Genomic DNA, 20,125 nt, shown 5'->3' with positions numbered 1-20,125 from the left:
AGCATGAACATGGTCAAGGTGGCGCTGCTTGCAGGCGGCTTCGGTACGCGGCTGAGCGAGGAAACGACTATTCGACCCAAGCCCATGGTGGAAATCGGCGGGCGGCCGATCATGTGGCATATCATGAAAATGTATTCGCATTATGGTTTCAATGATTTTGTGATCCTGGGCGGTTACAAGGTCGATTTCATACGCAACTATTTCACCCATTATCGCGCTAATCATTCCGACTTCACCATTGATCTGAAGACGGGTGCCATGGAATTTCTGGATCCGGTCAGCGAGGATTGGCGGGTGACGGTGATTGATACCGGCCCCGACACCATGACCGGTGGGCGCATTCGGCGGGCGCGCCATTTGCTGGAGGGAGGGCGGTTCCTGCTCACATATGGCGATGGGGTCAGCAATGTCGACTTGCGCAAGCTGATCGCTACGCATGAGCAGGCGCGGGCCTGGTGTACCCTTACGGCCGTGACTCAGCCCGGCCGCTATGGCGCGCTGCGGATCGGCGCCGATGGAACCAGGGTAGAAGGCTTTCGTGAAAAGGGCATGATGGACGGCGGTCTCATCAATGGCGGTTTTTTTGCCTGCGAACCGGAGATGCTCGACCTGCTGGACAGCGACGATACCATATTTGAGCAGGAGCCGATGGAGCGTCTGATCGACCGGGGCAAGCTCGCAAGTTACCATCATCATGGCTATTGGCAGAGCATGGATTCCCTGCGCGACAAGCAGATGCTCGAGGCCCAGTGGGCCGACGGCGCACCGTGGAAAGTTTGGGACTGATGAAGTCTTTTTTTTCGCATCTGCGATCCCGGTGCAGGCGAACATCCAATTCCCGGCAGTCAACCAATCTGGAAGCTTGGGAGACGGATTTCCGCCTTTGCGGTAATGAAGAAAAGGCGATGTCGGGATTTCCTTTCTCGACGATCAGGAGGTCATTTTGATCATTGTGGACACTGCCCTGGCCCGCAGGGAAGCGGAGGGAAAACCCATCAGGGTCGGCATTGTCGGTGCTGGCTTTCAAGGCGCGGCCATCGTTAGGCAGATCGTCCGGTCGGTAAAAGGCATGCGGGTGGTTGCGCTTGCCAACCGGCATATCGATCCGGCTATCCGCGCCTTTACGGACATTGGGGTCGACCCGCTTCGCTGCGGTAATCGACGGGCCATCGAGGCTGCAATCGCTTCTGGCCACCCAGCGGTGACGGAGGACGCCATAGGCCTTGCTCAAGCCGACGGCGTCGACGTTTTGGTCGAAGTTACAGGCTCTGTCGATTATGCGGCGGGTGTGGTGCTGACGGCGATCGGCGCTGGCAAGCATGTGGTGCAGATGAACGCCGAACTGGATGGCACCATAGGCCCGATATTGAAGGCCAAGGCTGACGAAGCCGGTGTCATCTACAGCTTTTCCGATGGCGATCAGCCGGGCGTGCAGATGAACCTGTACCGATTTGTTGCGGGGCTTGGCGTAAAGCCGGTGCTCTGCGGCAACATCAAAGGGCTGCACGACCCCTATCGCAATCCCGAGACTCAGCGAGGCTTTGCCGAAAAATGGGGCCAGAAAGCAGCGATGGTCGCCTCTTTCGCCGATGGAACCAAAATCTCCTTTGAGCAGGCCATTGTCGCCAACGGCACAGCTATGAAGGTCGCTCGGCGGGGCATGGTCGGTCCGGATTTCTCCGGCGGCGACCCCACCGCGCCGCTGGTTCCTTTGGAAGAGACGGTCTCGGCCTTTGCCGAATATCTGGAGCCGCTGGGTCCGGGGCTGGTCGACTATGTGGTAGGCGCGCGACCTGGTCCGGGCGTGTTCGTACTGGGCACGCATGACGATCCTCGCCAGCAGCACTTTCTCAATCTCTACAAGCTTGGAAGCGGCCCTTATTATTGCTTCTACACGCCCTATCATCTTTGCCATTTCGAAGTGCCGAATTCGATAGCGCGGGCGGTCCTGTTCGGTGACGCCGTGCTCGCCCCCTTGGGCAAGCCGCAGGTTGGCGTGGTCGCGGTGGCCAAGAAGGATTTGGACCGGGGAGACGTCATTTCCGAATTCGGCGGCTTTGAAGCCTATGGCGTTGCAGAGAACAGCGATATCATTGCACGCGAGCGCCTGCTTCCGATGGGTATAGCCTTGGGGTGCCGCGTTATTCGGCCGGTAGCCAAGGATGCCGCCCTGACCTTCTCGGACGTCGAACTGCCAGCCGGGCGCGTGGTCGATGCGCTGTATGCCGAGCAAATAGAGCGGTTTCCCTTGATCGAACCGGCATATTGAAGGGGCGCGTAATGATCTTTCATGAAACCACACTTAAGGATGCCTGGCTGATCGAGCCCGAGTTGAGAGGCGATGAGCGTGGCAGCTTCGCCCGGACAATGTGCCGCGATGAATTTGCGAGATACGGGCTAGCAACGGATTATGTTCAGCAGAATATGTCCGTTTCCGCCACTGCGGGAACAATTCGTGGCATGCATTTTCAACGGCGGCCCTATACCGAGGCGAAGCTGGTTCGCTGTGTCAGGGGCGCTATACTGGACGTAATTGTGGACCTGCGTACCAATTCGCCGACATATCTTCGGCATGAGGGGTTTGAGCTTACAGCGGAAAACCACCGGCAGCTATATGTGCCGCCGGGCTTCGCCCATGCGTTTCAGACTTTGGTGGACGATATCGAAGTGTCGTATTTGGTGTCGGCGCCCTACACGCCGGAGGCTGAGGGCGGGGTGAGGTATAATGATCCACTGCTAGGCATAAAATGGCCGCTGCCGGTCTCGGTGATATCAGAGAAGGACGCCAATTGGCCGCTGCTCACTGCGGAGGGACCGGGGATGTTCTGAGGGAAAACTCCGATCCTTCATCCGCCATATAACGCGTCCAGCCGCTCCCCATAACGCGCCCGAATCATGTGCCGCCGGATCTTCAATGATGGCGTCATTTCCTGGTTTTCGATCGAGAAGGGCTCATCGGCGAAGATGAATCGGCGGACCTTTTCCGTGACGGACAAATCCTTGTTGACCTGATCCACCGAGGCGCGGACAGCGGCCTGGAAGGCCGAATTAACTTTCAGCGCCATTTCATCGTGCGGAAGGCCATTCGTCCTTGCCCATTCCCTCAGCCATTCTGCATCAGGTACGATGATCCCCACCAGGTGCGGGCGTTTGTCGCCCCAAACCATGGCCTGCCCGATTTCCGGCTGAAGGGTAAGCATCCCTTCAATTTTCTGCGGCGCGACATTTTCGCCCTTGTCGTTGACGATGATGTCCTTCTTGCGGTCGGTGATCTTGATACGGCCCTTTTCATCGATAAGGCCGATGTCGCCGGTATGGAGCCAGTCGTCGGAGAGAACGCGGTCGGTCTCCCGCTCATTGCGCCAATAGCCCTTCATGACCAGTTCGCCACGCACCAGTATTTCGCCGTCTTCAGCGATACGGACCTCAGTATTTTTGAGGGGCGGACCGACCATATCCATCTTCAGCCCGGCACGCGGCCGATTGCAACTGATCACTGGCCCCGCTTCGGTCTGGCCATAGCCTTGCAACAAGGTGAGGCCGAGCGAGTGGAAAAATATTCCTATATCGGGATTTAGCGGCGCGCCGCCTGAAACCAGCGCCTTCATCCGTCCCCCGAAACGTTGCTGAATCTTCGGTCGGATCGTCCTGTTTACTAGCGCCTGCGCGGGTCGGTCCCATAGCGGCACATTACCTTCGTAACTTTTTCCGCCAATGCGCAGTGCCTGCCGCAACAAATAGGCGGCGATCGGACCCTGCTTTTCGACGGCTTTTAGCATTCGAGCGCGCAGAACCTCAAACAGGCGAGGTACAACGACCATGATGGTGGGCCGTACCTCTTCCATGTTGGAAGCGAGCTTTTCGAGGCCCTCAGCATAGTATATCTGCGCGCCAAGGCCGATCGGAAAGAATTGGCCGCCTGTATGTTCATAGGCATGGGAGAGCGGCAGGAAGGAGAGGAATACCTCATCATTCCATCCGAAATCTTCGGCGATAATGTCGATGCAACCGTCGATATTGTGCAGTATCGCCCCATGATGCTGCATCACGCCGCGTGGCGCGCCACCAGTTCCGCTGGTGTAGACCAGACAGGCGAGATCGTGACGATGAAGCTGTTCGGCATGCTTCGCACAGTCGGCAAGGTTCCCCTCATGCGCAGTGATCAGCTTGCCCCATTCGCTGAACGCAATGTTGCCGCCCTGTACTGGACGGACCGGTTCCATGGATACGACCAGATTAACCTGGGAACGGAGCACCGCAGGCATAAGGGTTCGAGCCAGTTTTGCGGTAGAGACGATGACGGCTTTGGCGGCGCTATCGTCCAGTATATGTTGATGATCGCGAGTGGTGTTGGTGGTGTAGGTGGGAACCGTGACGCCGCCCGCCGCCATGATAGCCAGATCGGCAATGCAGAATTCCGGACGGTTTTCCGATACCAGCATCACCGTGTCGCCCCGGCGCAGACCGTTGGCCTTTAGCCCTTCTGCAAGGGCCGCCACCCGTCGCGCCGTTTCGGCCCAGCTTAGCGAGCGCCATTCGCCCGTTTCCTTGTACCAGAGAAACGGCGCATCGCCTTTATCCGCCGCCCGCGTGAAGAACATGGTCACCAGGTTTGGGAAATGTTCAAACGCGCGCATGCAGGCCCTCGTGGTTTGCACCAATCTTCCGTGGCGTTGACGCGGTGTCCGTCGGCTGGGGTAGGGAAGTCAAGGCGGAATATGAAAGGAGAGCGGGTATTTGCGCCCAGGCGCAGCCGCTTTTTATTGCTAAAGTTGAAGCTTCATTCCGCCAATGCCACGCCCGGACTGCGCGGATCGGCGGCTCCGGTCCACCCATTCGCTGCCCGCTGAACGGCATTCACCTTCGATGTCACAACGGTGGCCTGCACCTTCTGCCCCAATTTTTCCAAAGCCGGAATCATGGCAGCGACTGAACTATCCTGTTCGACCAGCAACCCCTCATCGTTGAAAAAGATATTGGGCAACGCGATCGCCGTTTCCACAGGGAGACCAAAGTCGAGCACGCCTACCAGCGTCTTCAACACATGCATGATGATCCGTTTGCCGCCTGCCGACCCCAGTGCCAATATAGGCTTGCCGTTCGCGTCATAAACGATGGTTGGTGACATGGAGGAAAGCGGCCGCTTTCCGGCCTCGACGCGATTAGCGACTGGCGCGCCATCCTTTTCAGGCGCGAAGCTGAAATCGGTCAGTTCATTGTTGAGGAAATAGCCGTTGGCGATCAGCTGGCTGCCAAAGGCGCCTTCTATAGTGGAGGTCATGGTGACGATGTTGCCATTCCCGTCCGCAGCCACAAAATGGCTTGTGGCAGGCACTTCTGAAGAGGGTGCAGGTGTGCGCTTGACCGCGCCCGCCGGCGTTCCAGGCTCATAGTTTTTGCGGGCATGGTCCGCCGAGATGAGCTTTGATCGCCGCAGCAGATAATTGGGATCGATGAGCCCAGCCACCGGCACCTCGACGAAATCGCGGTCGCCCAGATATTTGTCCCGATCCGCATAGGCCAGGCGCATGGCTTCGCCAATCAAGTGCCAGCTCTTCGGATTGTCCGCCCCAAGCTTTGCCATGTCGAAGCGTTCGAGCATGCCCAGCATCTGGATGATGGCGATCGCGCCGGAGGACGGCGGACCCATGCCGCAAACCACATAAATGCGGTAATGCGAACAGAGGGCAGGGCGCTGCTTGGCCTGGTAAGCGGTGAGATCTTCTGGGGTCATTACCGCCGGATTGATGGGGGCGCGAGCGAGGGCGTTCGTAATCGCCTGCGCATTGGCGCCACTGTAAAAGGCGCTTGGTCCTTCGGTGGCCAGACGCTTCAGAAAGGCCGCCAAAGCGGGATTGCGAATGACGGTGCCAACCGGAACGGGCTTTCCCTCGCGCCAGTAGATCGCCTGCGCGTCCGGAAAATCCTTCCAAAGCGGGGCTGTCGCCGTCAGTCGGCTATAGAGGATCTGATTAACCTCGAACCCCTCTTCGGCCAGCCGGATCGCAGGTTGGAACAGGTCGGTCCAGGGGAGCTTGCCCCATTTGCGATGCGCCATTTCCATTAGTCGCAAATTGCCAGGGACGCCGACGGAAAGACCGCCTGGAAAAGCCCGAATGAAGGGAAGAGGCTTGCCGTCGGTCCCCAGAAAGCGACCCGGTCCGGCTGCCGATGGAGCCGTTTCGCGCCCGTCAATCGTGTCCAGAAGGCCCAGCCTGCCGTCATGGTGGATCAGGAAGCCGCCCCCGCCGATGCCACTGGACTGAGGTTCTACCACCGTCAGCGCGACCAGCATGGCAAGAGCAGCGTCAGTAGCGCTGCCCCCTTTGCGCAGAATTTCCTGACCGGCGGCAGTCGCGCGCGGATCGGCCGAGGAAACGGACCCTCCCTCTGCCCTTGCGGGAAGAACGGGCACGGCGATGATCAGGAAAAAGGAGAGGAGGAATTTCAGCATCGTTTCTGCGGCCTCGTGTTAGGCGGCGTCGCTTCCAACCGCTTGGCATATTTGCGTAAAGCCATCGCGCAAAAGCAAGGTCTTAAGGCCGGCATTGATGCGCTTTGGCAGGCCCGGTCCTTCAAACACCAGCGCGCTGTACAGCTGAATCAAGGACGCACCCGCCCGGATGCGGGCATAAGCCTGCTCCGCAGTGGCAATGCCTCCTGCGCCGATAAGCGGGATCGATGCGCCCGTCGCCTTCCGAAAATCGCGCACCCTCTGCAGCGCTAGATCGTGCAGCGGCGCGCCGGAAAGGCCGCCTGATTCATCGGCAAAGCGCGACCGTAGCGGCGGGCGGCTAATGGTGGTGTTGGACACGATGAGGGCGTCCACATGATGCGCCGCGCTCAATTCGGCGATATCGTCTATATCCGCAGGCTCCAAATCGGGCGCCACTTTCAGGAAGATAGGAGGGCGTTTTCCCCCTCGCGCTTCCATGACAGCGGCGAGCAGTTCGTCCAGCGCGCCCCTGTCCTGCAGCGCGCGCAAACCTGGCGTGTTGGGGGAGCTGATATTGACCGTCAGATAATCGGCCAGCGGGCTCATGTTCCGAACCCCGATGGAATAATCGGCTATTCTGTCGCTGGCGTCCTTGTTTGCGCCAATATTGATACCTGTAATACCGCGTTTGGCATGCCCCTTCAGCCGCGCGATTGCCGCGGGTTGCCCGCCATTATTAAATCCCATCCGGTTGATGACGGCGTGATCTTCCAGCAGCCGAAAAAGGCGGGGGCGGGGATTGCCTGGCTGTGGAAGCGGCGTCAGCGTGCCAAGCTCGGTAAATCCAAAGCCCAAACGGTGCATCTTGTGTGCGACTTCGCCATCCTTGTCGAACCCCGCGGCGAGACCTACCGGATTGGGGAAACGAAGACCCGCTACGGTGCTGGAAAGTACCGGATCTTCGATTGGCGGGGTGCCGGAGGGCAGAAACGATAAGGCACGGACCGTAAGACGGTGGGCGGCTTCACCGTCGAGGCGGAACAGCAGGGAACGAAGGATCAAATAGGCCATAAGCAGCGGCCTATGCCAGCCTGTGGCTCAGGGGTCCAGTGATCCCGAACACCTGGGCGTGGAGGAGGCCGGGGTCACTGCTGTTTCTGAACTGCTGCCCTTACCACGACTACAGCACGTCAATTACTGAGGCGTGGCGGTTTTCGCATACTGACCGTCGCCTTCGGGCGCGGCAATGATGTCGCGAGTGGCCGCGCCTTTGCTGACGGTGGCCGTGGCGGGATCGCCAACGCTTGAGCGGATGGCGGGATCGGCGCTGCTGGTTTGAGCAGCGTTCAGCAGTCCTCGCTCGGCTGCGCTACGTGCGGCATCACCCCCGAACATGGCCTCCAGGGCCTGTCTATTGGCGTTGCTGCTGTCGGCACGGCCGGCAGCGCCCGGTTGGGGCGGGACCATGGCGAAATCGGGCGGAATGACCAGCGGGGCGGCGCGTGAAACCGCAAATTCGTCCGGCCGGTCACGACCGAAAATGCCGCCGCCCGAACCGCAGGCTGAAAGGCCCAGGGCCATGGCACAAAGGCCGAAGCCCACAACAACTCTACGCATTTCTTTTCTCCACATTCCCCCCCTTGTCGCGCAGCAGCAACGCCCGCGCAAGCAGGATCAACACACCTATCGTAATGGCCGCATCGGCAAGATTGAAGATCAAAAAGGGCCGCCAGTTGCCGATATGGAAATCGGCGAAGTCGACGACATAGCCGAATCGCACCCGGTCGACGATATTACCGAGCGCGCCGCCCAGGACCAGGCCGAGCGCTATCACATCGTCTCGCGCCTTTTCTCGCCACATCCACAGGCCGACAAAGATCGCAATTGCCGCTGTCATCCCCACCAGCGCCCAGCGCATGATGTCGGAATCGGCCCGGAAGAAGCCCATGGAGACTCCATAGTTGCGTACGAAGTTGAGATCGAAAAAGGGAAGGAGGTCAATGACCTGCCGGGATTCGAGCGCCAGCGGATAGACGACGACATATTTGATGAGTTGGTCGAGGGTGAAAATGGTCGCTGCTGCCGCAATGCCCAGATTCCGGTAATTTTTCCTGATGGCCATGATGCCCTTAATTCCTCGACCTGTCCTTGTTATGAATTCGTTTTTCGTCATTCCCGCCTGCCGGCTCGGGAATGACGAAGGATAAGGTTCATCCCTTCACCACATCCTCGCAGCGTCCGCAGAGGGTGTCGTCTTCCGTCACTTCAGGAAGCAGACGCCAGCAGCGGCCGCATTTGTGATATTCAGAGGGTGTAACGGAAATGAGGCGTAATTCATCGATATTATCATCGGCGATGCCTGAGACCGTCGCAGCCGCCGTAATGCAAATCTCGGCAAAATCCGTAGATGCTGCTCGTTCTGCGAGGAGAGGATCTTTTACCAAGACGCTTACCTCAGCTTCCAAACTCGACCTGATCACCTTTTCACGCCGCAAAGGCTCTATGGCTTCAGTCACATGACCCCTCAGTTCGCGTAAGTGGCTCCACTTTCGGGATAGCTCGTCATCTGCCCATCCCGCATCCACCTCCGGCCATTCCAGGAAGTGTACGCTGCCGTCCTCGCTCGGGAAGCGGCTTTGCCATACCTCTTCGGCCGTGAACGGAATGATCGGTGCGGCATAGCGGACGAGCGCATGGAACAGCGTGTCGAGCACCGTGCGATAGGCGCGGCGCTTAAGGTCGGTCTTCGCGTCGCAATAGAGGCAGTCCTTGCGGATGTCGAAGAAGAAGGCCGACAGATCGTCCTGCGCGAAGGTGGTGAGCGCGCGCATATAGCGGCCAAAGGTGAAGCCGTCGGTCGCCGCGCGCAGCTCCGCGTCCAGCTCTGCCAGGCGATGCAGGATATAGCGCTCCAGCTCCGGCATCTCGCCGACCGGCACCTTCTCGCTCTCATCGAAATCGCTAAGCGCCCCCAGCATGTAGCGGAAACTGTTGCGCAGCTTGCGATAGGCGTCGGACGATCCGGCGAGGACCTCCTTGCCGATGCGGACATCGTCGAAATAGTCGGTGCTCGCCACCCACATACGCAATATATCCGCGCCGCTTTCGCCGATGATCTTTAGCGGATCGACGACATTACCCAGCGACTTGGACATTTTTCGACCCTGCTGATCGAGCGCGAAGCCGTGGGTCAGCACGGCGTCATAAGGCGCGCGACCACGCGTGCCGCAGCTTTCGAGCAGCGAGGATTGGAACCAGCCGCGATGCTGGTCAGAGCCCTCAAGGTAAAGGCTGGCGCGCACCCCCTTGCCATAGCGCGCCTCGACCACGAAGCTGTGGGTCGAGCCACTGTCGAACCAGACATCGAGAATGTCGTTCACGACCTCATATTCGTCGAGCTTGTGATCATTCCCAAGCAACGCCTGATGGTCAGCGCCGAACCAGGCATCTGCGCCGCCCGCCTTGAACGCCTCGATGATGCGGACGTTAACGGCCGGGTCGTTCAGATATTCGCCTGATTGCTTATGCACATAGAGCGCAATGGGCACACCCCAGGCGCGCTGGCGGCTGATCACCCAGTCGGGGCGGCCTTCGACCATAGACCGAATGCGGTTGGTTGAGCGCTCTGGTACCCAGCGTGTATTTTCGATGGCGTTAAGGGCGATGTTGCGCAGGGTCGCGCCATTGCCCTGCGCCGCCATGATGTGCTCTTCTTCGACACAGCGGGGCGTGGCGCTATCAGTAATTGGCCGGTCCATCGGGATGAACCATTGCGGGGTGCAGCGGTAGATGATCCGCGCCTTCGACCGCCAGCTATGGGGATAGCTGTGCGGAAACGGACTGGCGGACAGAAGAGCGCCAGCATCGCGCAAGTCCGAACAGATTGGGCCGTCCGGGCCATTGAACTTCTCGTTGATGACGATCTTGGCTCGCTCGTCGGTTCTCGGCAGCCACGGCCAATCGGCACGATAATAGCCATCGTCCTCGACGGCAAAGACCGGTGCTATTCCGACTTCCTTGCACGCGATGAAATCCTCCTCGCCATGGTCCGGGGCCATATGGACAAGGCCCGTACCGGCGTCGGTGGTGACATGCTCGGCAGCGATGAAGGGGCGGGGCTTCGCGAAGAAGCCGCCGAAATGGTGCATAGGGTGGCGGGCGACCGCTCCGGTGAGTTGGGAGCCGCTGAATTCTTCGTCGACTTCCCAATGGATGTTAGTCGTTCGAGCTTCGAGAGCGGACAAAAGTTCTTTTGCAACCAATACTGGTCCGTACTCCTGCATCATCGGAGTTAGCTCACCCGGCGCTAGAGCTTTGACGAACTTGGGATAGCCTGTCGCTAGTACGTATCGGATATCCTCCCCATAAGCGATGCCCTGGTTCACAGGGATCGTCCAAGGGGTGGTCGTCCAGATGACCGCATGCGCGCCCACCAGTTCCGGCGCGTTCGGCGCTTCGACAATCTCGAACGCCACGTCGATCTGGGTCGAGGTTACATCCTCATACTCGACCTCAGCCTCGGCAAGCGCAGTCTTCTCCACCGGGGACCACATCACCGGCTTCGCGCCACGGTACAACTGACCGCTTTCCGCGAATTTCAGCAGCTCAGCGACAATCGCCGCCTCCGCCTCAAACTTCATCGTGAGATAGGGATCGTCCCAATCGCCCATGACGCCAAGGCGCTGGAACTGCTCCTTCTGCACGCCCACCCAATTGTCGGCATAGGCGCGGCACTGCGCGCGGAATTCCTGTGGGGGGACCTCGTCTTTGTTCTGCTTCTTCTTGCGGTACTCCTCCTCGATCTTCCATTCGATGGGGAGACCGTGGCAGTCCCAGCCGGGGACATAGGGCGCATCCTTGCCGAGCAGTGACTGGCTGCGGACGATGATGTCCTTCAGCACCTTGTTCATCGCATGGCCCATGTGGATGTCGCCATTGGCGTAGGGCGGGCCATCGTGCAGGATGAAGCGCTCACGGCCTTTCCGTGTCTCGCGCAGTCGCCCATAGACGCCGATCTTCGCCCAGCGATCGGCAATCGCCGGTTCCTTCTGCGCAAGCCCGGCCTTCATCGGAAAGTCGGTGACGGGCAGGAACACGGTGTCTTTATAATCCGTGTCTTTTTGGCTTGGTGCGTCGGTCATGGGCTCGAATTCTTGCTTTACACTGCGTTCGTGTCCAGCGCAGTCGAGGCACGCTGGCGCTCCACCAACGTCCCTCGACTTCGTTCGGAACGAACGGGAGCGGGGAAATAAGGCACGGCCTTAGGGCAGGCGGGGCGTTGCTGCAAGGATTCGCCGCGCATCGTCGCAATCGCGGGCAATCTGGGCGGTGAGGTCTTCCATGCTGGCGAATGTGGCTTCCGGACGCAGGAAGTGGATGAACTCTATCTCGACCATCTGTCCGTAGAGATTCTCGCCAAAATCGAAGAAATAGGGTTCCAGCAATTCCTTGGGCGGTTGGAACATCGGCCGGATGCCAAGATTTGCCACGCCGTCCAGCACCCGCCCATCCGGCAGCCGTCCGCGCACCGCGTAAACCCCATAAGCAGGGCGCAGATATTTGCCCATGTCGATATTGGCGGTCGGATAGCCAATATCGCTCCCCACTTTGTCGCCATGCTGGACCACGCCTTCGACAGCAAAAGGCCGGGTCATGAGCCGGGCCGCTTCATCGCAATCGCCTGCCTGCAGTGCGTCGCGGATCCGGCTGGATGAGACGATTTCGCCATCCAACGCCACTGGAGCCACCGACTCTGTGCGCAGGCCCAACTTGGCGCCCTCACGCATCAGGAGATCGATATTGCCACTGCGGCCCTTGCCAAAGGTGAAATCCATTCCGGTCACCACGGCTGCGGCGCCATAATCTTCGATTAATGCCCGGACAAAAGCCTCTGCGGTCGTTCCTGCCAGCCGGTCATCAAAGTGAAAGACCAGCATCGCATCTGCCCCGGCGGCAATGAACAGCCTCTGCCGCTGTTCCAGCGTGGTAAGGCGAAAGGGCGGCAGATCGGGAAAGAAATGACGGACCGGGTGAGGGTCAAAGGTCGCGATGATAGCCGGCCGGCCCTCGGAACGCGCCCAATCAATGGCGCGCCCGGCCACGGCCTGATGACCAAGGTGAAAACCGTCGAAATTACCCAGCGCGACAATCGCCCCGCGTAGGTGCGGCGGCACTGCCGAGCCGCTGTCCAGCCGCTCCATTCCCCGGCCTATAGGGTGTTCCGCACGCCCGTTCAATCCGTGCGGCGTAGGGTGACGAAACTGTAACCGGGCCGCCCCCCCTCCGGCTCATGATCTTCCCGCCCTATTTCTTTCCATTCACGCCGGTCGAAACCCGCAATGACGACATCTCCCTCGGGGGCGGCATGAACCTCCGTCAGTTCGATGCGGTCCGCCCTGGGAAGGAACAGCGAGAAGATATCAGCGCCTCCGATGACGGAGATATGGGGTGCATTGGCGTGAGCAATGGCGTCATCCATATTGTGCACCACCTCCACGCCTTCCTCTTCCCATTCGGGATCGCGAGTGAGCACAATATGGCGGCGTCCGTTGAGAAGGCCTGGCAAGCTGTCGAAGGTTTTGCGGCCCATGATCATCGGCGTGCCTTGCGTCAGCATCTTGAAACGGCGCAGATCGGCCGGCAGGTGCCAGGGAAGCCTTCCATTGCAGCCGATGACGCCATTATCGGCGCGAGCAAGGAGAAGGACAATTTCGGGGCGGTTCATTGGCATTATGCTCTTCTTGTCCTTCCTGTATCCAAGCTTTCACGTGATTGTACTCCTGCGAAAGCAGGAGCACAGAATGTCTTGGCGCGGCGCTTGTGCCTTCTGGGCTCCTGCTTTCACAGGAGCACTACAGTCTCACAAGAACAAACGGGTCACATGTCCCATCTTCCGTCCTGGCCGTCCCTCACCCTTGCCATAAAGGTGCAAATGATTTGAAGGGTCGGCGAGGATTTTTTCGGCATCCTCCACGTCATTTCCGATCAAGTTGCGCATTTCGACCCTCGTCGCGGCAAGGCTGGTTTCACCCAACGGCAAACCACAAATGGCGCGAATGTGATTTTCGAACTGGCTAGTGATTGCGCCTTCGATAGTCCAGTGACCGCTATTGTGCACGCGCGGGGCCATTTCGTTGAAGACCGGGCCATCTTCTCCCGCGAAAAACTCCAGCGTCAGCACGCCGACATAATCCAGCGCGTCAGCCACCTTGCGCGCCAACGCCATTGCCTCCTGCGCCTGTGCGGCGACTGTCGGGCCTGCTGGAACGGTGGAGAGCGCAAGGATGCCATGGTCATGCTCGTTATCCGGGCAATCCCAATAATGCACCCCCCCGTCCGCGGCGCGGGCAAGAATGACTGAGAATTCCCGGTCGAAACGGACAAAGCCCTCCATGATCGCAGGCTGCCCGGATATGGTTTTCCAGGCAGCGTCCGCGTCCTCAGATTTCCTGATCCGCGCCTGACCCTTGCCGTCATAGCCCAGCCGCCGGGTTTTCAGGATCGCCGGCGCTCCGATCTTAGAGAGTGCCGCGTCCAGTTCGTCCCGGCTATTGACGCTCGCCCAGGGGGCAGTGCGTCCGCCCAGCGAACCGACAAAGCTTTTCTCTGCCTTCCTATCCTGCGCGATCTCTAGCGCCTGCACGGATGGACGAAGGATTGCCTCCTCGCTCAGCGCTACGAGCGGTGCGTGATGGATATTCTCAAACTCATAGGTGACGACGTCCACCGAGGCCGCGAACTTCCGGAGGGCGGCAATATCGTCATAGTCTCCGCGCGTCCATTCCGCCGCAACCTCAGCTGCAATACTGGTTTTTTCCGGCGCGTAGATATGGCAGCGATAACCAAGCTGCGCCGCCGCCATGGCCAGCATCCGGCCTAACTGGCCTCCGCCCAATATGCCGATGGTGGAGCGGGAGGGGAGGGCCGTCATTCGGGTTCTGACGCTACGTCTGCGGTCTGCTTTGCCCGCCACTCGTCCAGTCGCGTGGCGAGGGCGTCATCATTTGTCGCCAGGATCGCCGCCGCCATCAGGCCGGCATTGATCGCCCCGGGCTTACCGATCGCCAGCGTGCCGACCGGAATGCCGCCCGGCATCTGCACAATGGAAAGCAGGCTGTCCATTCCCTTAAGAGCCTTGGATTCCACAGGCACACCCAGCACCGGCAGGCGCGTCATCGATGCGGTCATGCCCGGCAAGTGCGCCGCGCCGCCCGCGCCGGCGATAATGACCTTCAGGCCGCGTGCCGCAGCACCCCGGGCATAATCATAGAGCCGTTCTGGCGTGCGGTGCGCTGACACAACCTTGCATTCATGCGGCACGCCCAGCGCCGCCAGCATGTCGGCGGCATTGGACATGGTTTCCCAATCGGATCGGCTACCCATTATTATGCCGACCAGCGGTTTTGCCTGCGTCATGTCGCTCCTGGTGTCGTCGCTTGTGCGTAGGAAAGAAGCGATGGCTCTTAACCTTGCAAAACCGCAGGGGCAATGGGTTATCGCCTAGCTAAGGCGGGGCTTGGCAAATATTGCTTGTTGACCGGGCGCGCTAGAAATAAATTAACCAAGTCGGGGTATGGAGGTTTAGCTCCAATTGGGGATGGTCGTGCAGAGCCTGAAAATAGAAAATCGCGCTCCGTCGGGAGACGCGGAACGCATTCGTGATCTTGAAGCGCAGCTGGCCGTGCTAAGGCGTGAGCTACTGTCGCTTCGCATCGCAAACAGCGAACTTGAGCGAGTAGTGGAGCGCGATACGCTAACTCCACTTTATAACCGCCGCTATTTGATCAATGCGATCAACGATCGGCTGAAGCGGCTGGGTCGCTATGGTACGCGCTCCATATTGGTGTTCATGGACGTGGACGGCCTGAAATCGATCAACGACACCCATGGACACTGTGCGGGCGATTATGCCTTGATCCACATCGCCGGGCTTTTGTCCGCCAACGTGCGCGCGACCGATATCGTAGCCCGCATTGGTGGCGACGAATTCGCGCTTGTCCTGGAGGAACTGAGCAAGGAAGAAGCGGTGGCCAAACTCGCCGATCTGCAGACGGCGATTGCGCAGACTCCTTGCGAATTCAATTGCGCGAAGCTGACGCTGGGCGCGTCATTCGGAATGGCGGTCATGCTGGAAAGTGATACGGACGAAGCCCTTGTCGCTCGCGCCGATGCTGACATGTACGCCAACAAGCGTAAGTCGCGAAAGCAACGAGCGGCCTGATCAACTCCCGCGGGCTTTGGGCCGTCCCTATCGCTCCGACAAATAGTAACGCTCAACTTCGCGCAAATCGCCGTTCAGTTGATATACAATCGGTTGCCCCGTCGGTATTTCCAGTCCGGTGATCTCGGCGTCCGAAATTCCCGACAGATGTTTCACCAGCGCGCGTAGTGAATTGCCATGGGCGGAGATCAGCACGCGTTTGCCGGCCTTCAGCTCCGGCGCGATGCGGCTTTCCCAATAGGGGAGCACACGGGCTATGGTATCTTTCAGGCTTTCCGTATTGGGGATGGCGATGCCGGCATAGCGTCGGTCGTGGCTGAGATCGAATTCGCTGTCTTCATCCAGGGGCGGCGGCGGAATGTCGAAACTGCGGCGCCAGATGTGAACTTGTTCGTCGCCATGCTTGGCTGCGGTCTCCGCCTTGTTGAGGCCGGTCAGCCCCCCATAATGGCGCTCGTTCAGGCGCCAATCCTTTTCTACCGGCAACCAGAGCCGCCCCATTTCTTCCAACGCGAGGTTCAACGTCTTGATCGCGCGCGTTTGGACAGAGGTGAAGCAGCAATCGAAATCCAGGTCCTTTTGCGCCATCAGCTTGCCTGCCGCACGTGCTTCCTCCGCGCCTTTTTCGGTCACGTCCACATCCCACCAGCCGGTAAAGCGGTTCTCCAGATTCCATGCGGACTGACCATGACGAATGAGGACGAGCGTGGGCATGTGAATCTCCGTATCTGGCGCGGCCTTCTCCTTAGCGTTAAAATTTCCCCATGCAACTTGCAGCTAAATGCTGTCGATCATCTCTGCCAACGCCGCCAGGCAGTCCTTGCCCAATTGCGCGGACCGGGCGGGTGACCAGCCGAAATCGGGGTCCGGCAGACCATCATTGTCCTTGAACGGCATCTCCAGCGTCATCGACACGGCCCCATAGCGCTCGGCCAACTGGGCGGTGGACATGGAGAGATTTGCCTTGCCTGGAGGGGCGGACGGGTAACCGATGCGGGTCTGGAAATCGGGCGTGCGGGCGGAAAGAATATCGCGATAGCGGTGGTATAGAGCCAGCCGGTCCTCACGGAGCGAGGGAATCCCTTCAAACCCGGCGATGAACACAGCGGGAATCGCTTCATCCCCATGGACGTCCATTGCGAAGTCGACGCCGGTCTCGTCCATGGCGGCGCGGACCAGAAATACTTCGGGGCTCCGCTCCATGTTGGGATTATGCCATTCGCGGTTGAGGTTCACGCCCTTCGCATTCGTGCGCAAATGGCCCCGCCTGCTGCCGTCCGGGTTCATGTTCGGAACAATGTGGAAGGTCGCCTTTTTCCGCAGCAGGCGGGCCACACTGTCCTCCATGTCGGTGAGGCGCTCGATCGCGCCCTCCATCCACCATTCGGCCATGGTTTCACCGGGATGCTGGCGGGCGTACAACCACACCTGCTTGGGCCCTTCGCCCACGCTCAGCAGGTCCAGCGGCTGCCCGTCCAGCGTCAACCCCAATTGCCGCTGGGTAACGCCCGGCTGATTTGCGGCATAAGCGATCAGGTCATGATGCCGCTCCATGGAAAAGGGTGCGAAATAGGCGACCCACATCGCATTGCTGTCGGGCGAAACGCGTATGGTGAGCACCCCGTCTGCATAGCTGGTATCGGCAAGCCACCAATTCTCCCGATCCTCGCTTACCCGCGCCTTATAGCCGGGCCAGCCGTCCGGATAAGCCGCGCTGGCGCAGTTGACGATGCGGAGTTCTATGTCCTCGCCAGCGGCGCCAGAGAGGCGGAAGTAGAACCATTGGTGAAACTCGCTGTCCTGGTCCTTGATGATTTCAAGGTCCGCGCGGTTACCGCTGATGTTGAGGACGCGAATATTGCCGGCGTCAAAGGAGCTGCTGATCGAAAGGGTCATTTGACCTTGATAGTCTGTCCCGACACGCCCGGAAAGTCCTTGAACAGCGCTTCGGCAAGTTTCGAAGCCGCCATGCCGGGTTGCGCGGCGGGAGATCCTTCCTTAGCCTCGGTGACCGCGCGGCCCTCCCATATCACGCTACGGTCAGAGCGGCGCCTGATCTGCACATTTAGCTGGGTGGTCACGAGGGGCTTGGGCGGTCCGGACAGGTTGATGCCCACACCCAGCCCTACGCCGCTCCCATAGCTTCCGGTTGCTCCGCCCACGCCTACGCTGACGGGCGAGCGGCCACCGCCCAACGTATCGCGCACGCCGCGCATATAGTTCACGCTTGCGACATATTGGCTGTTCGCACCGGTTTGTTCGGCAAAGCCGATCCGCTGAAGTTCCTGTGCGACGGCGGCCGCATAGGTTCGGTACTCAATGCTGGAGTCATCAGAAAGGGTCATCGGCTCCACCGCGACGGAGCCCCGGCCGGTCTGGTCGCCCATATGAAAACGAGTGACCTCCACTGGCGCGACGGCAGTCTGACAACCCGCCAGCGTCATCGGAACCAGCAGCGCAGCGATCCGCTTGTTCATCGCTATTCCTTTCCGACATTTATCATCTTGTCTTAAACGCATAACACATGGTCTTGCTGCACGCAGCCTGAATGAGGGATTCCATTGCGTTGATGCAACCGATATGAAACCGGGCACAGCCAAATTTTTCAGGGAGTTCTCATGAGCGAAAAGCCCGCAGTCCTGGTTACCGGGGGCGCCGGTTATATCGGCAGCCATGCCGTCCTCGCGCTTAGGGACGCCGGCTATCGGGTAGCGGTGATCGACAATCTCACCACTGGTTTCCGCCGCGCCGTACCGGAAAACGTCGATTTTTATGAAGGGGACATCGCGGATCATCACCTTGTTCAGGAGATCATCGCCGAGCAGGGCGTCAAGGCGATCATGCACTTTGCGGGCTCGATCATCGTCCCGGAATCGGTCGAGAACCCGCTCAAATATTATGACAATAACAGTGCCAAAAGCCGTTCGCTCATTGAAAGTGCGGTGCGCGCGGGCATCGGGCATTTTATCTTTTCGTCCACGGCCGCAACCTATGGAGTGCCGGAGGAAAGTCCGGTGGGGGAGAATGCGCCCAAACGCCCAATCAACCCCTATGGCATGTCGAAGCTGATGACAGAGATCATGCTGGACGATGTGTCGAAAGCGCATAACCTGAACTATTGCGCGCTGCGCTATTTCAACGTTGCGGGGGCCGATCCGCAATGCCGTACTGGTCAGTCGACGGCAGGCGCTACGCATCTCATCAAGGTCGCGGTGGAGGCGGCTTTGGGAAAGCGCGGTCATGTCAGCGTCTTTGGCACTGACTATGGCACGCCTGATGGCACTGGCGTGCGCGACTATATTCATGTTTCGGATCTGGCGCGCGCGCATGTTCTGGCGCTGGAGGCGTTGATGGCCGACCCCGCCGCCAACCATATTCTCAACTGTGGATATGGACGGGGCTTTTCAGTGCTGGAAGTGCTCGATGCCGTAGATCGCGTCAGTGGTAAAAGGATTGAGCGCCGCTTCGAAGGCCGTCGTCCCGGCGATCCCGATTCGCTCATTTCGGACAATCGCGCCATCATGGAGCGGTTCCCATGGCGTCCCGAATTCGCTGATCTCGATCTGATCGTCGCCCATGCTCTGGCTTGGGAACGGAAGTTGAGTGAAATACGGGCAGACGCTTGACTTTCTGCCGCTTCCCCCATAGGTGGCGGCCTTCAATTTCTCGCACAACATATTAATCGGAAGCGTTTCGACATGAAGATCCGCAATAGTTTGAAGTCGCTCAAGGACCGTCATCGCGACAACCGCGTGATCCGTCGTCGCGGCCGCACCTATGTAATCAACAAGACCAATCGCCGGTTCAAGGCCCGCCAGGGCTAAGCCGCGTGCCGGACATTTCCGCCGTCATCTTCGACGTCGGCAATGTTCTTTACGATTGGGACCCCCGGTTCCTTTACGAGCGCCTGATCGATGACGAACAGGCGCTCGAAGCATTTCTGCGCGACGTCGTTACGATTGAGTGGCATTTGCAACATGATGCGGGACGGCCTTTCGCTGAAACCAGCGCAGAGTTGGCCGCGCGCTATCCCGAGCATGCTGAACTGATTCGCGCCTGGGGGCCTCGGTTCAACGACAGCATCGGCAACCGGATTGGCGGCATGGAACAGTTGATGGTCGATTTGTCCGGCGCGGATGTACCGCTGTTCGCCATAACGAACTTCAGCCACGAATTTTGGCCTTCATTTCATGAGAAGGAGGCTGACATGTTCCACTATTTCAGGGACGTGCTGGTATCCGGCCAAGTCGGATTGATAAAGCCGGACCCTGCTATTTACCGCCTGGCGCTCGACCGTTTCGGAATTGCCGCCCCATGCGCATTGTTCGTTGATGATCGGGCGGACAATGTGGAGGGTGCCGAAGCCGTGGGAATGCGCGGCCATGTTTTTCGCGACGCACCCACATTACGAAGAGAATTGATCGCGCTCGGGGTTTTATCTGAGCTTTGATCGCTGCCTCAGGAAGCGT

General features: G+C 59.3%; 20 protein-coding genes. 7 read left to right on the top strand and 13 right to left on the bottom strand.

Annotated elements, in window-relative coordinates:
* Positions 1 to 3 precede the first annotated feature (3 nt).
* From rfbF to rfbC, 3 genes are all read left to right on the top strand, one after another.
* On the top strand, positions 4 to 786 hold the full coding sequence (rfbF, locus tag HNQ99_RS08460) for a glucose-1-phosphate cytidylyltransferase (RefSeq protein ID WP_322790343.1): 783 nt from the start codon (positions 4 to 6) through the stop codon (positions 784 to 786).
* Positions 787 to 952: 166 nt separating this feature from the next.
* The gene (locus HNQ99_RS08455; protein ID WP_322790345.1) at positions 953 to 2,269 is read left to right on the top strand and encodes an NAD(P)H-dependent oxidoreductase; all 1,317 of its coding nucleotides are present in this window, start codon (positions 953 to 955) and stop codon (positions 2,267 to 2,269) included.
* 11 nt (positions 2,270 to 2,280) lie between these two features.
* Positions 2,281 to 2,829, top strand: coding sequence for a dTDP-4-dehydrorhamnose 3,5-epimerase (rfbC, locus tag HNQ99_RS08450; protein WP_184475196.1), 549 nt, complete (start codon positions 2,281 to 2,283; stop codon positions 2,827 to 2,829).
* 17 nt (positions 2,830 to 2,846) lie between these two features.
* Here the strand turns inward: rfbC and HNQ99_RS08445 are convergent, their stop codons facing one another.
* The 10 genes from HNQ99_RS08445 to purE all read right to left on the bottom strand — a co-directional run bounded on the left by HNQ99_RS08445 (position 2,847) and on the right by purE (position 14,851).
* A complete protein-coding gene (locus HNQ99_RS08445) occupies positions 2,847 to 4,637 on the bottom strand; it encodes an AMP-dependent synthetase/ligase (RefSeq protein WP_184475195.1) in 1,791 nt (596 codons plus the stop codon).
* Between the two features lie 143 nt (positions 4,638 to 4,780).
* Positions 4,781 to 6,454: a gamma-glutamyltransferase gene (ggt, locus tag HNQ99_RS08440; RefSeq protein WP_184475194.1), complete on the bottom strand. Its 1,674-nt coding sequence runs from the start codon at positions 6,452 to 6,454 to the stop codon at positions 4,781 to 4,783.
* Positions 6,455 to 6,472: 18 nt separating this feature from the next.
* Positions 6,473 to 7,507: a quinone-dependent dihydroorotate dehydrogenase gene (locus tag HNQ99_RS08435; protein WP_184475193.1), complete on the bottom strand. Its 1,035-nt coding sequence runs from the start codon at positions 7,505 to 7,507 to the stop codon at positions 6,473 to 6,475.
* Positions 7,508 to 7,630: 123 nt separating this feature from the next.
* A complete protein-coding gene (locus HNQ99_RS08430; RefSeq protein WP_184475192.1) occupies positions 7,631 to 8,053 on the bottom strand; it encodes a DUF3035 domain-containing protein in 423 nt (140 codons plus the stop codon).
* A complete protein-coding gene (lspA, locus tag HNQ99_RS08425) occupies positions 8,046 to 8,558 on the bottom strand; it encodes a signal peptidase II (RefSeq protein ID WP_184475191.1) in 513 nt (170 codons plus the stop codon). The genes HNQ99_RS08430 and lspA overlap by 8 nt, the downstream gene beginning before the upstream one ends.
* An 88-nt stretch (positions 8,559 to 8,646) precedes the next feature.
* Positions 8,647 to 11,577, bottom strand: a complete 2,931-nt coding sequence (gene ileS / locus HNQ99_RS08420; protein WP_184475190.1) for an isoleucine--tRNA ligase — start codon at positions 11,575 to 11,577, stop codon at positions 8,647 to 8,649.
* A 120-nt stretch (positions 11,578 to 11,697) separates the two neighbouring features.
* Entirely contained in the window at positions 11,698 to 12,636 is a 939-nt protein-coding gene (locus HNQ99_RS08415; protein WP_184475189.1) for a bifunctional riboflavin kinase/FAD synthetase, read from the bottom strand.
* A gap of 32 nt (positions 12,637 to 12,668) precedes the next feature.
* Positions 12,669 to 13,160: a dihydrofolate reductase gene (locus HNQ99_RS08410; protein ID WP_184475188.1), complete on the bottom strand. Its 492-nt coding sequence runs from the start codon at positions 13,158 to 13,160 to the stop codon at positions 12,669 to 12,671.
* A gap of 135 nt (positions 13,161 to 13,295) precedes the next feature.
* The gene (locus HNQ99_RS08405; protein ID WP_184475187.1) at positions 13,296 to 14,366 is read right to left on the bottom strand and encodes a 5-(carboxyamino)imidazole ribonucleotide synthase; all 1,071 of its coding nucleotides are present in this window, start codon (positions 14,364 to 14,366) and stop codon (positions 13,296 to 13,298) included.
* Positions 14,363 to 14,851, bottom strand: coding sequence for a 5-(carboxyamino)imidazole ribonucleotide mutase (gene purE / locus HNQ99_RS08400; protein ID WP_184475186.1), 489 nt, complete (start codon positions 14,849 to 14,851; stop codon positions 14,363 to 14,365). The genes HNQ99_RS08405 and purE overlap by 4 nt, the downstream gene beginning before the upstream one ends.
* A 187-nt stretch (positions 14,852 to 15,038) precedes the next feature.
* Between purE and HNQ99_RS08395 the strand changes: the two genes are divergently transcribed.
* Positions 15,039 to 15,656: a GGDEF domain-containing protein gene (locus HNQ99_RS08395; protein ID WP_184475185.1), complete on the top strand. Its 618-nt coding sequence runs from the start codon at positions 15,039 to 15,041 to the stop codon at positions 15,654 to 15,656.
* Between the two features lie 27 nt (positions 15,657 to 15,683).
* Here HNQ99_RS08395 and gpmA read toward each other — a convergent pair whose 3' ends face one another.
* From gpmA to HNQ99_RS08380, 3 genes are all read right to left on the bottom strand, one after another.
* Positions 15,684 to 16,370, bottom strand: coding sequence for a 2,3-diphosphoglycerate-dependent phosphoglycerate mutase (gene gpmA, locus HNQ99_RS08390; protein ID WP_184475184.1), 687 nt, complete (start codon positions 16,368 to 16,370; stop codon positions 15,684 to 15,686).
* Positions 16,371 to 16,433: 63 nt separating this feature from the next.
* A complete protein-coding gene (locus HNQ99_RS08385; protein WP_184475183.1) occupies positions 16,434 to 17,552 on the bottom strand; it encodes a M14 family metallopeptidase in 1,119 nt (372 codons plus the stop codon).
* Positions 17,549 to 18,133, bottom strand: coding sequence for a DUF4136 domain-containing protein (locus tag HNQ99_RS08380; RefSeq protein WP_184475182.1), 585 nt, complete (start codon positions 18,131 to 18,133; stop codon positions 17,549 to 17,551). The genes HNQ99_RS08385 and HNQ99_RS08380 overlap by 4 nt, the downstream gene beginning before the upstream one ends.
* 141 nt (positions 18,134 to 18,274) lie before the next feature.
* On the opposite strand from HNQ99_RS08380, the gene galE reads away from it, so the two are divergent.
* The 3 genes from galE to HNQ99_RS08365 all read left to right on the top strand — a co-directional run bounded on the left by galE (position 18,275) and on the right by HNQ99_RS08365 (position 20,106).
* Entirely contained in the window at positions 18,275 to 19,282 is a 1,008-nt protein-coding gene (galE, locus tag HNQ99_RS08375; RefSeq protein WP_184475181.1) for a UDP-glucose 4-epimerase GalE, read from the top strand.
* A gap of 72 nt (positions 19,283 to 19,354) precedes the next feature.
* Positions 19,355 to 19,480, top strand: coding sequence for a type B 50S ribosomal protein L36 (ykgO, locus tag HNQ99_RS08370; protein ID WP_003046794.1), 126 nt, complete (start codon positions 19,355 to 19,357; stop codon positions 19,478 to 19,480).
* A 5-nt stretch (positions 19,481 to 19,485) separates the two neighbouring features.
* Positions 19,486 to 20,106 carry an HAD family hydrolase gene (locus HNQ99_RS08365; protein WP_184475180.1) on the top strand — a complete coding sequence of 207 codons (621 nt, stop codon included), beginning with the start codon at positions 19,486 to 19,488 and terminating at the stop codon, positions 20,104 to 20,106.
* The last annotated feature ends 19 nt before the right edge of the window (positions 20,107 to 20,125 follow it).

The organism is Rhizorhapis suberifaciens (assembly GCF_014200045.1).
Classification (GTDB): domain Bacteria; phylum Pseudomonadota; class Alphaproteobacteria; order Sphingomonadales; family Sphingomonadaceae; genus Rhizorhapis; species Rhizorhapis suberifaciens.
This window is presented reverse-complemented; position numbering and strand designations above follow the sequence as displayed.

What these genes read in the sequence shown, in the direction of transcription:
- rfbF (WP_322790343.1), top strand. Translation starts at nt 4, where the DNA reads ATGAACATGGTCAAGGTGGCGCTGCTTGCAGGCGGCTTCGGTACGCGG.
- rfbC (WP_184475196.1), top strand. Translation starts at nt 2,281, where the DNA reads ATGATCTTTCATGAAACCACACTTAAGGATGCCTGGCTGATCGAGCCC.
- HNQ99_RS08445 (WP_184475195.1), bottom strand. Translation starts at nt 4,637, where the DNA reads ATGCGCGCGTTTGAACATTTCCCAAACCTGGTGACCATGTTCTTCACG.
- ggt (WP_184475194.1), bottom strand. Translation starts at nt 6,454, where the DNA reads ATGCTGAAATTCCTCCTCTCCTTTTTCCTGATCATCGCCGTGCCCGTT.
- HNQ99_RS08435 (WP_184475193.1), bottom strand. Translation starts at nt 7,507, where the DNA reads ATGGCCTATTTGATCCTTCGTTCCCTGCTGTTCCGCCTCGACGGTGAA.
- HNQ99_RS08430 (WP_184475192.1), bottom strand. Translation starts at nt 8,053, where the DNA reads ATGCGTAGAGTTGTTGTGGGCTTCGGCCTTTGTGCCATGGCCCTGGGC.
- lspA (WP_184475191.1), bottom strand. Translation starts at nt 8,558, where the DNA reads ATGGCCATCAGGAAAAATTACCGGAATCTGGGCATTGCGGCAGCAGCG.
- ileS (WP_184475190.1), bottom strand. Translation starts at nt 11,577, where the DNA reads ATGACCGACGCACCAAGCCAAAAAGACACGGATTATAAAGACACCGTG.
- HNQ99_RS08415 (WP_184475189.1), bottom strand. Translation starts at nt 12,636, where the DNA reads ATGGAGCGGCTGGACAGCGGCTCGGCAGTGCCGCCGCACCTACGCGGG.
- HNQ99_RS08410 (WP_184475188.1), bottom strand. Translation starts at nt 13,160, where the DNA reads ATGAACCGCCCCGAAATTGTCCTTCTCCTTGCTCGCGCCGATAATGGC.
- HNQ99_RS08405 (WP_184475187.1), bottom strand. Translation starts at nt 14,366, where the DNA reads ATGACGGCCCTCCCCTCCCGCTCCACCATCGGCATATTGGGCGGAGGC.
- purE (WP_184475186.1), bottom strand. Translation starts at nt 14,851, where the DNA reads ATGACGCAGGCAAAACCGCTGGTCGGCATAATAATGGGTAGCCGATCC.
- gpmA (WP_184475184.1), bottom strand. Translation starts at nt 16,370, where the DNA reads ATGCCCACGCTCGTCCTCATTCGTCATGGTCAGTCCGCATGGAATCTG.
- HNQ99_RS08385 (WP_184475183.1), bottom strand. Translation starts at nt 17,552, where the DNA reads ATGACCCTTTCGATCAGCAGCTCCTTTGACGCCGGCAATATTCGCGTC.
- HNQ99_RS08380 (WP_184475182.1), bottom strand. Translation starts at nt 18,133, where the DNA reads ATGAACAAGCGGATCGCTGCGCTGCTGGTTCCGATGACGCTGGCGGGT.
- galE (WP_184475181.1), top strand. Translation starts at nt 18,275, where the DNA reads ATGAGCGAAAAGCCCGCAGTCCTGGTTACCGGGGGCGCCGGTTATATC.
- ykgO (WP_003046794.1), top strand. Translation starts at nt 19,355, where the DNA reads ATGAAGATCCGCAATAGTTTGAAGTCGCTCAAGGACCGTCATCGCGAC.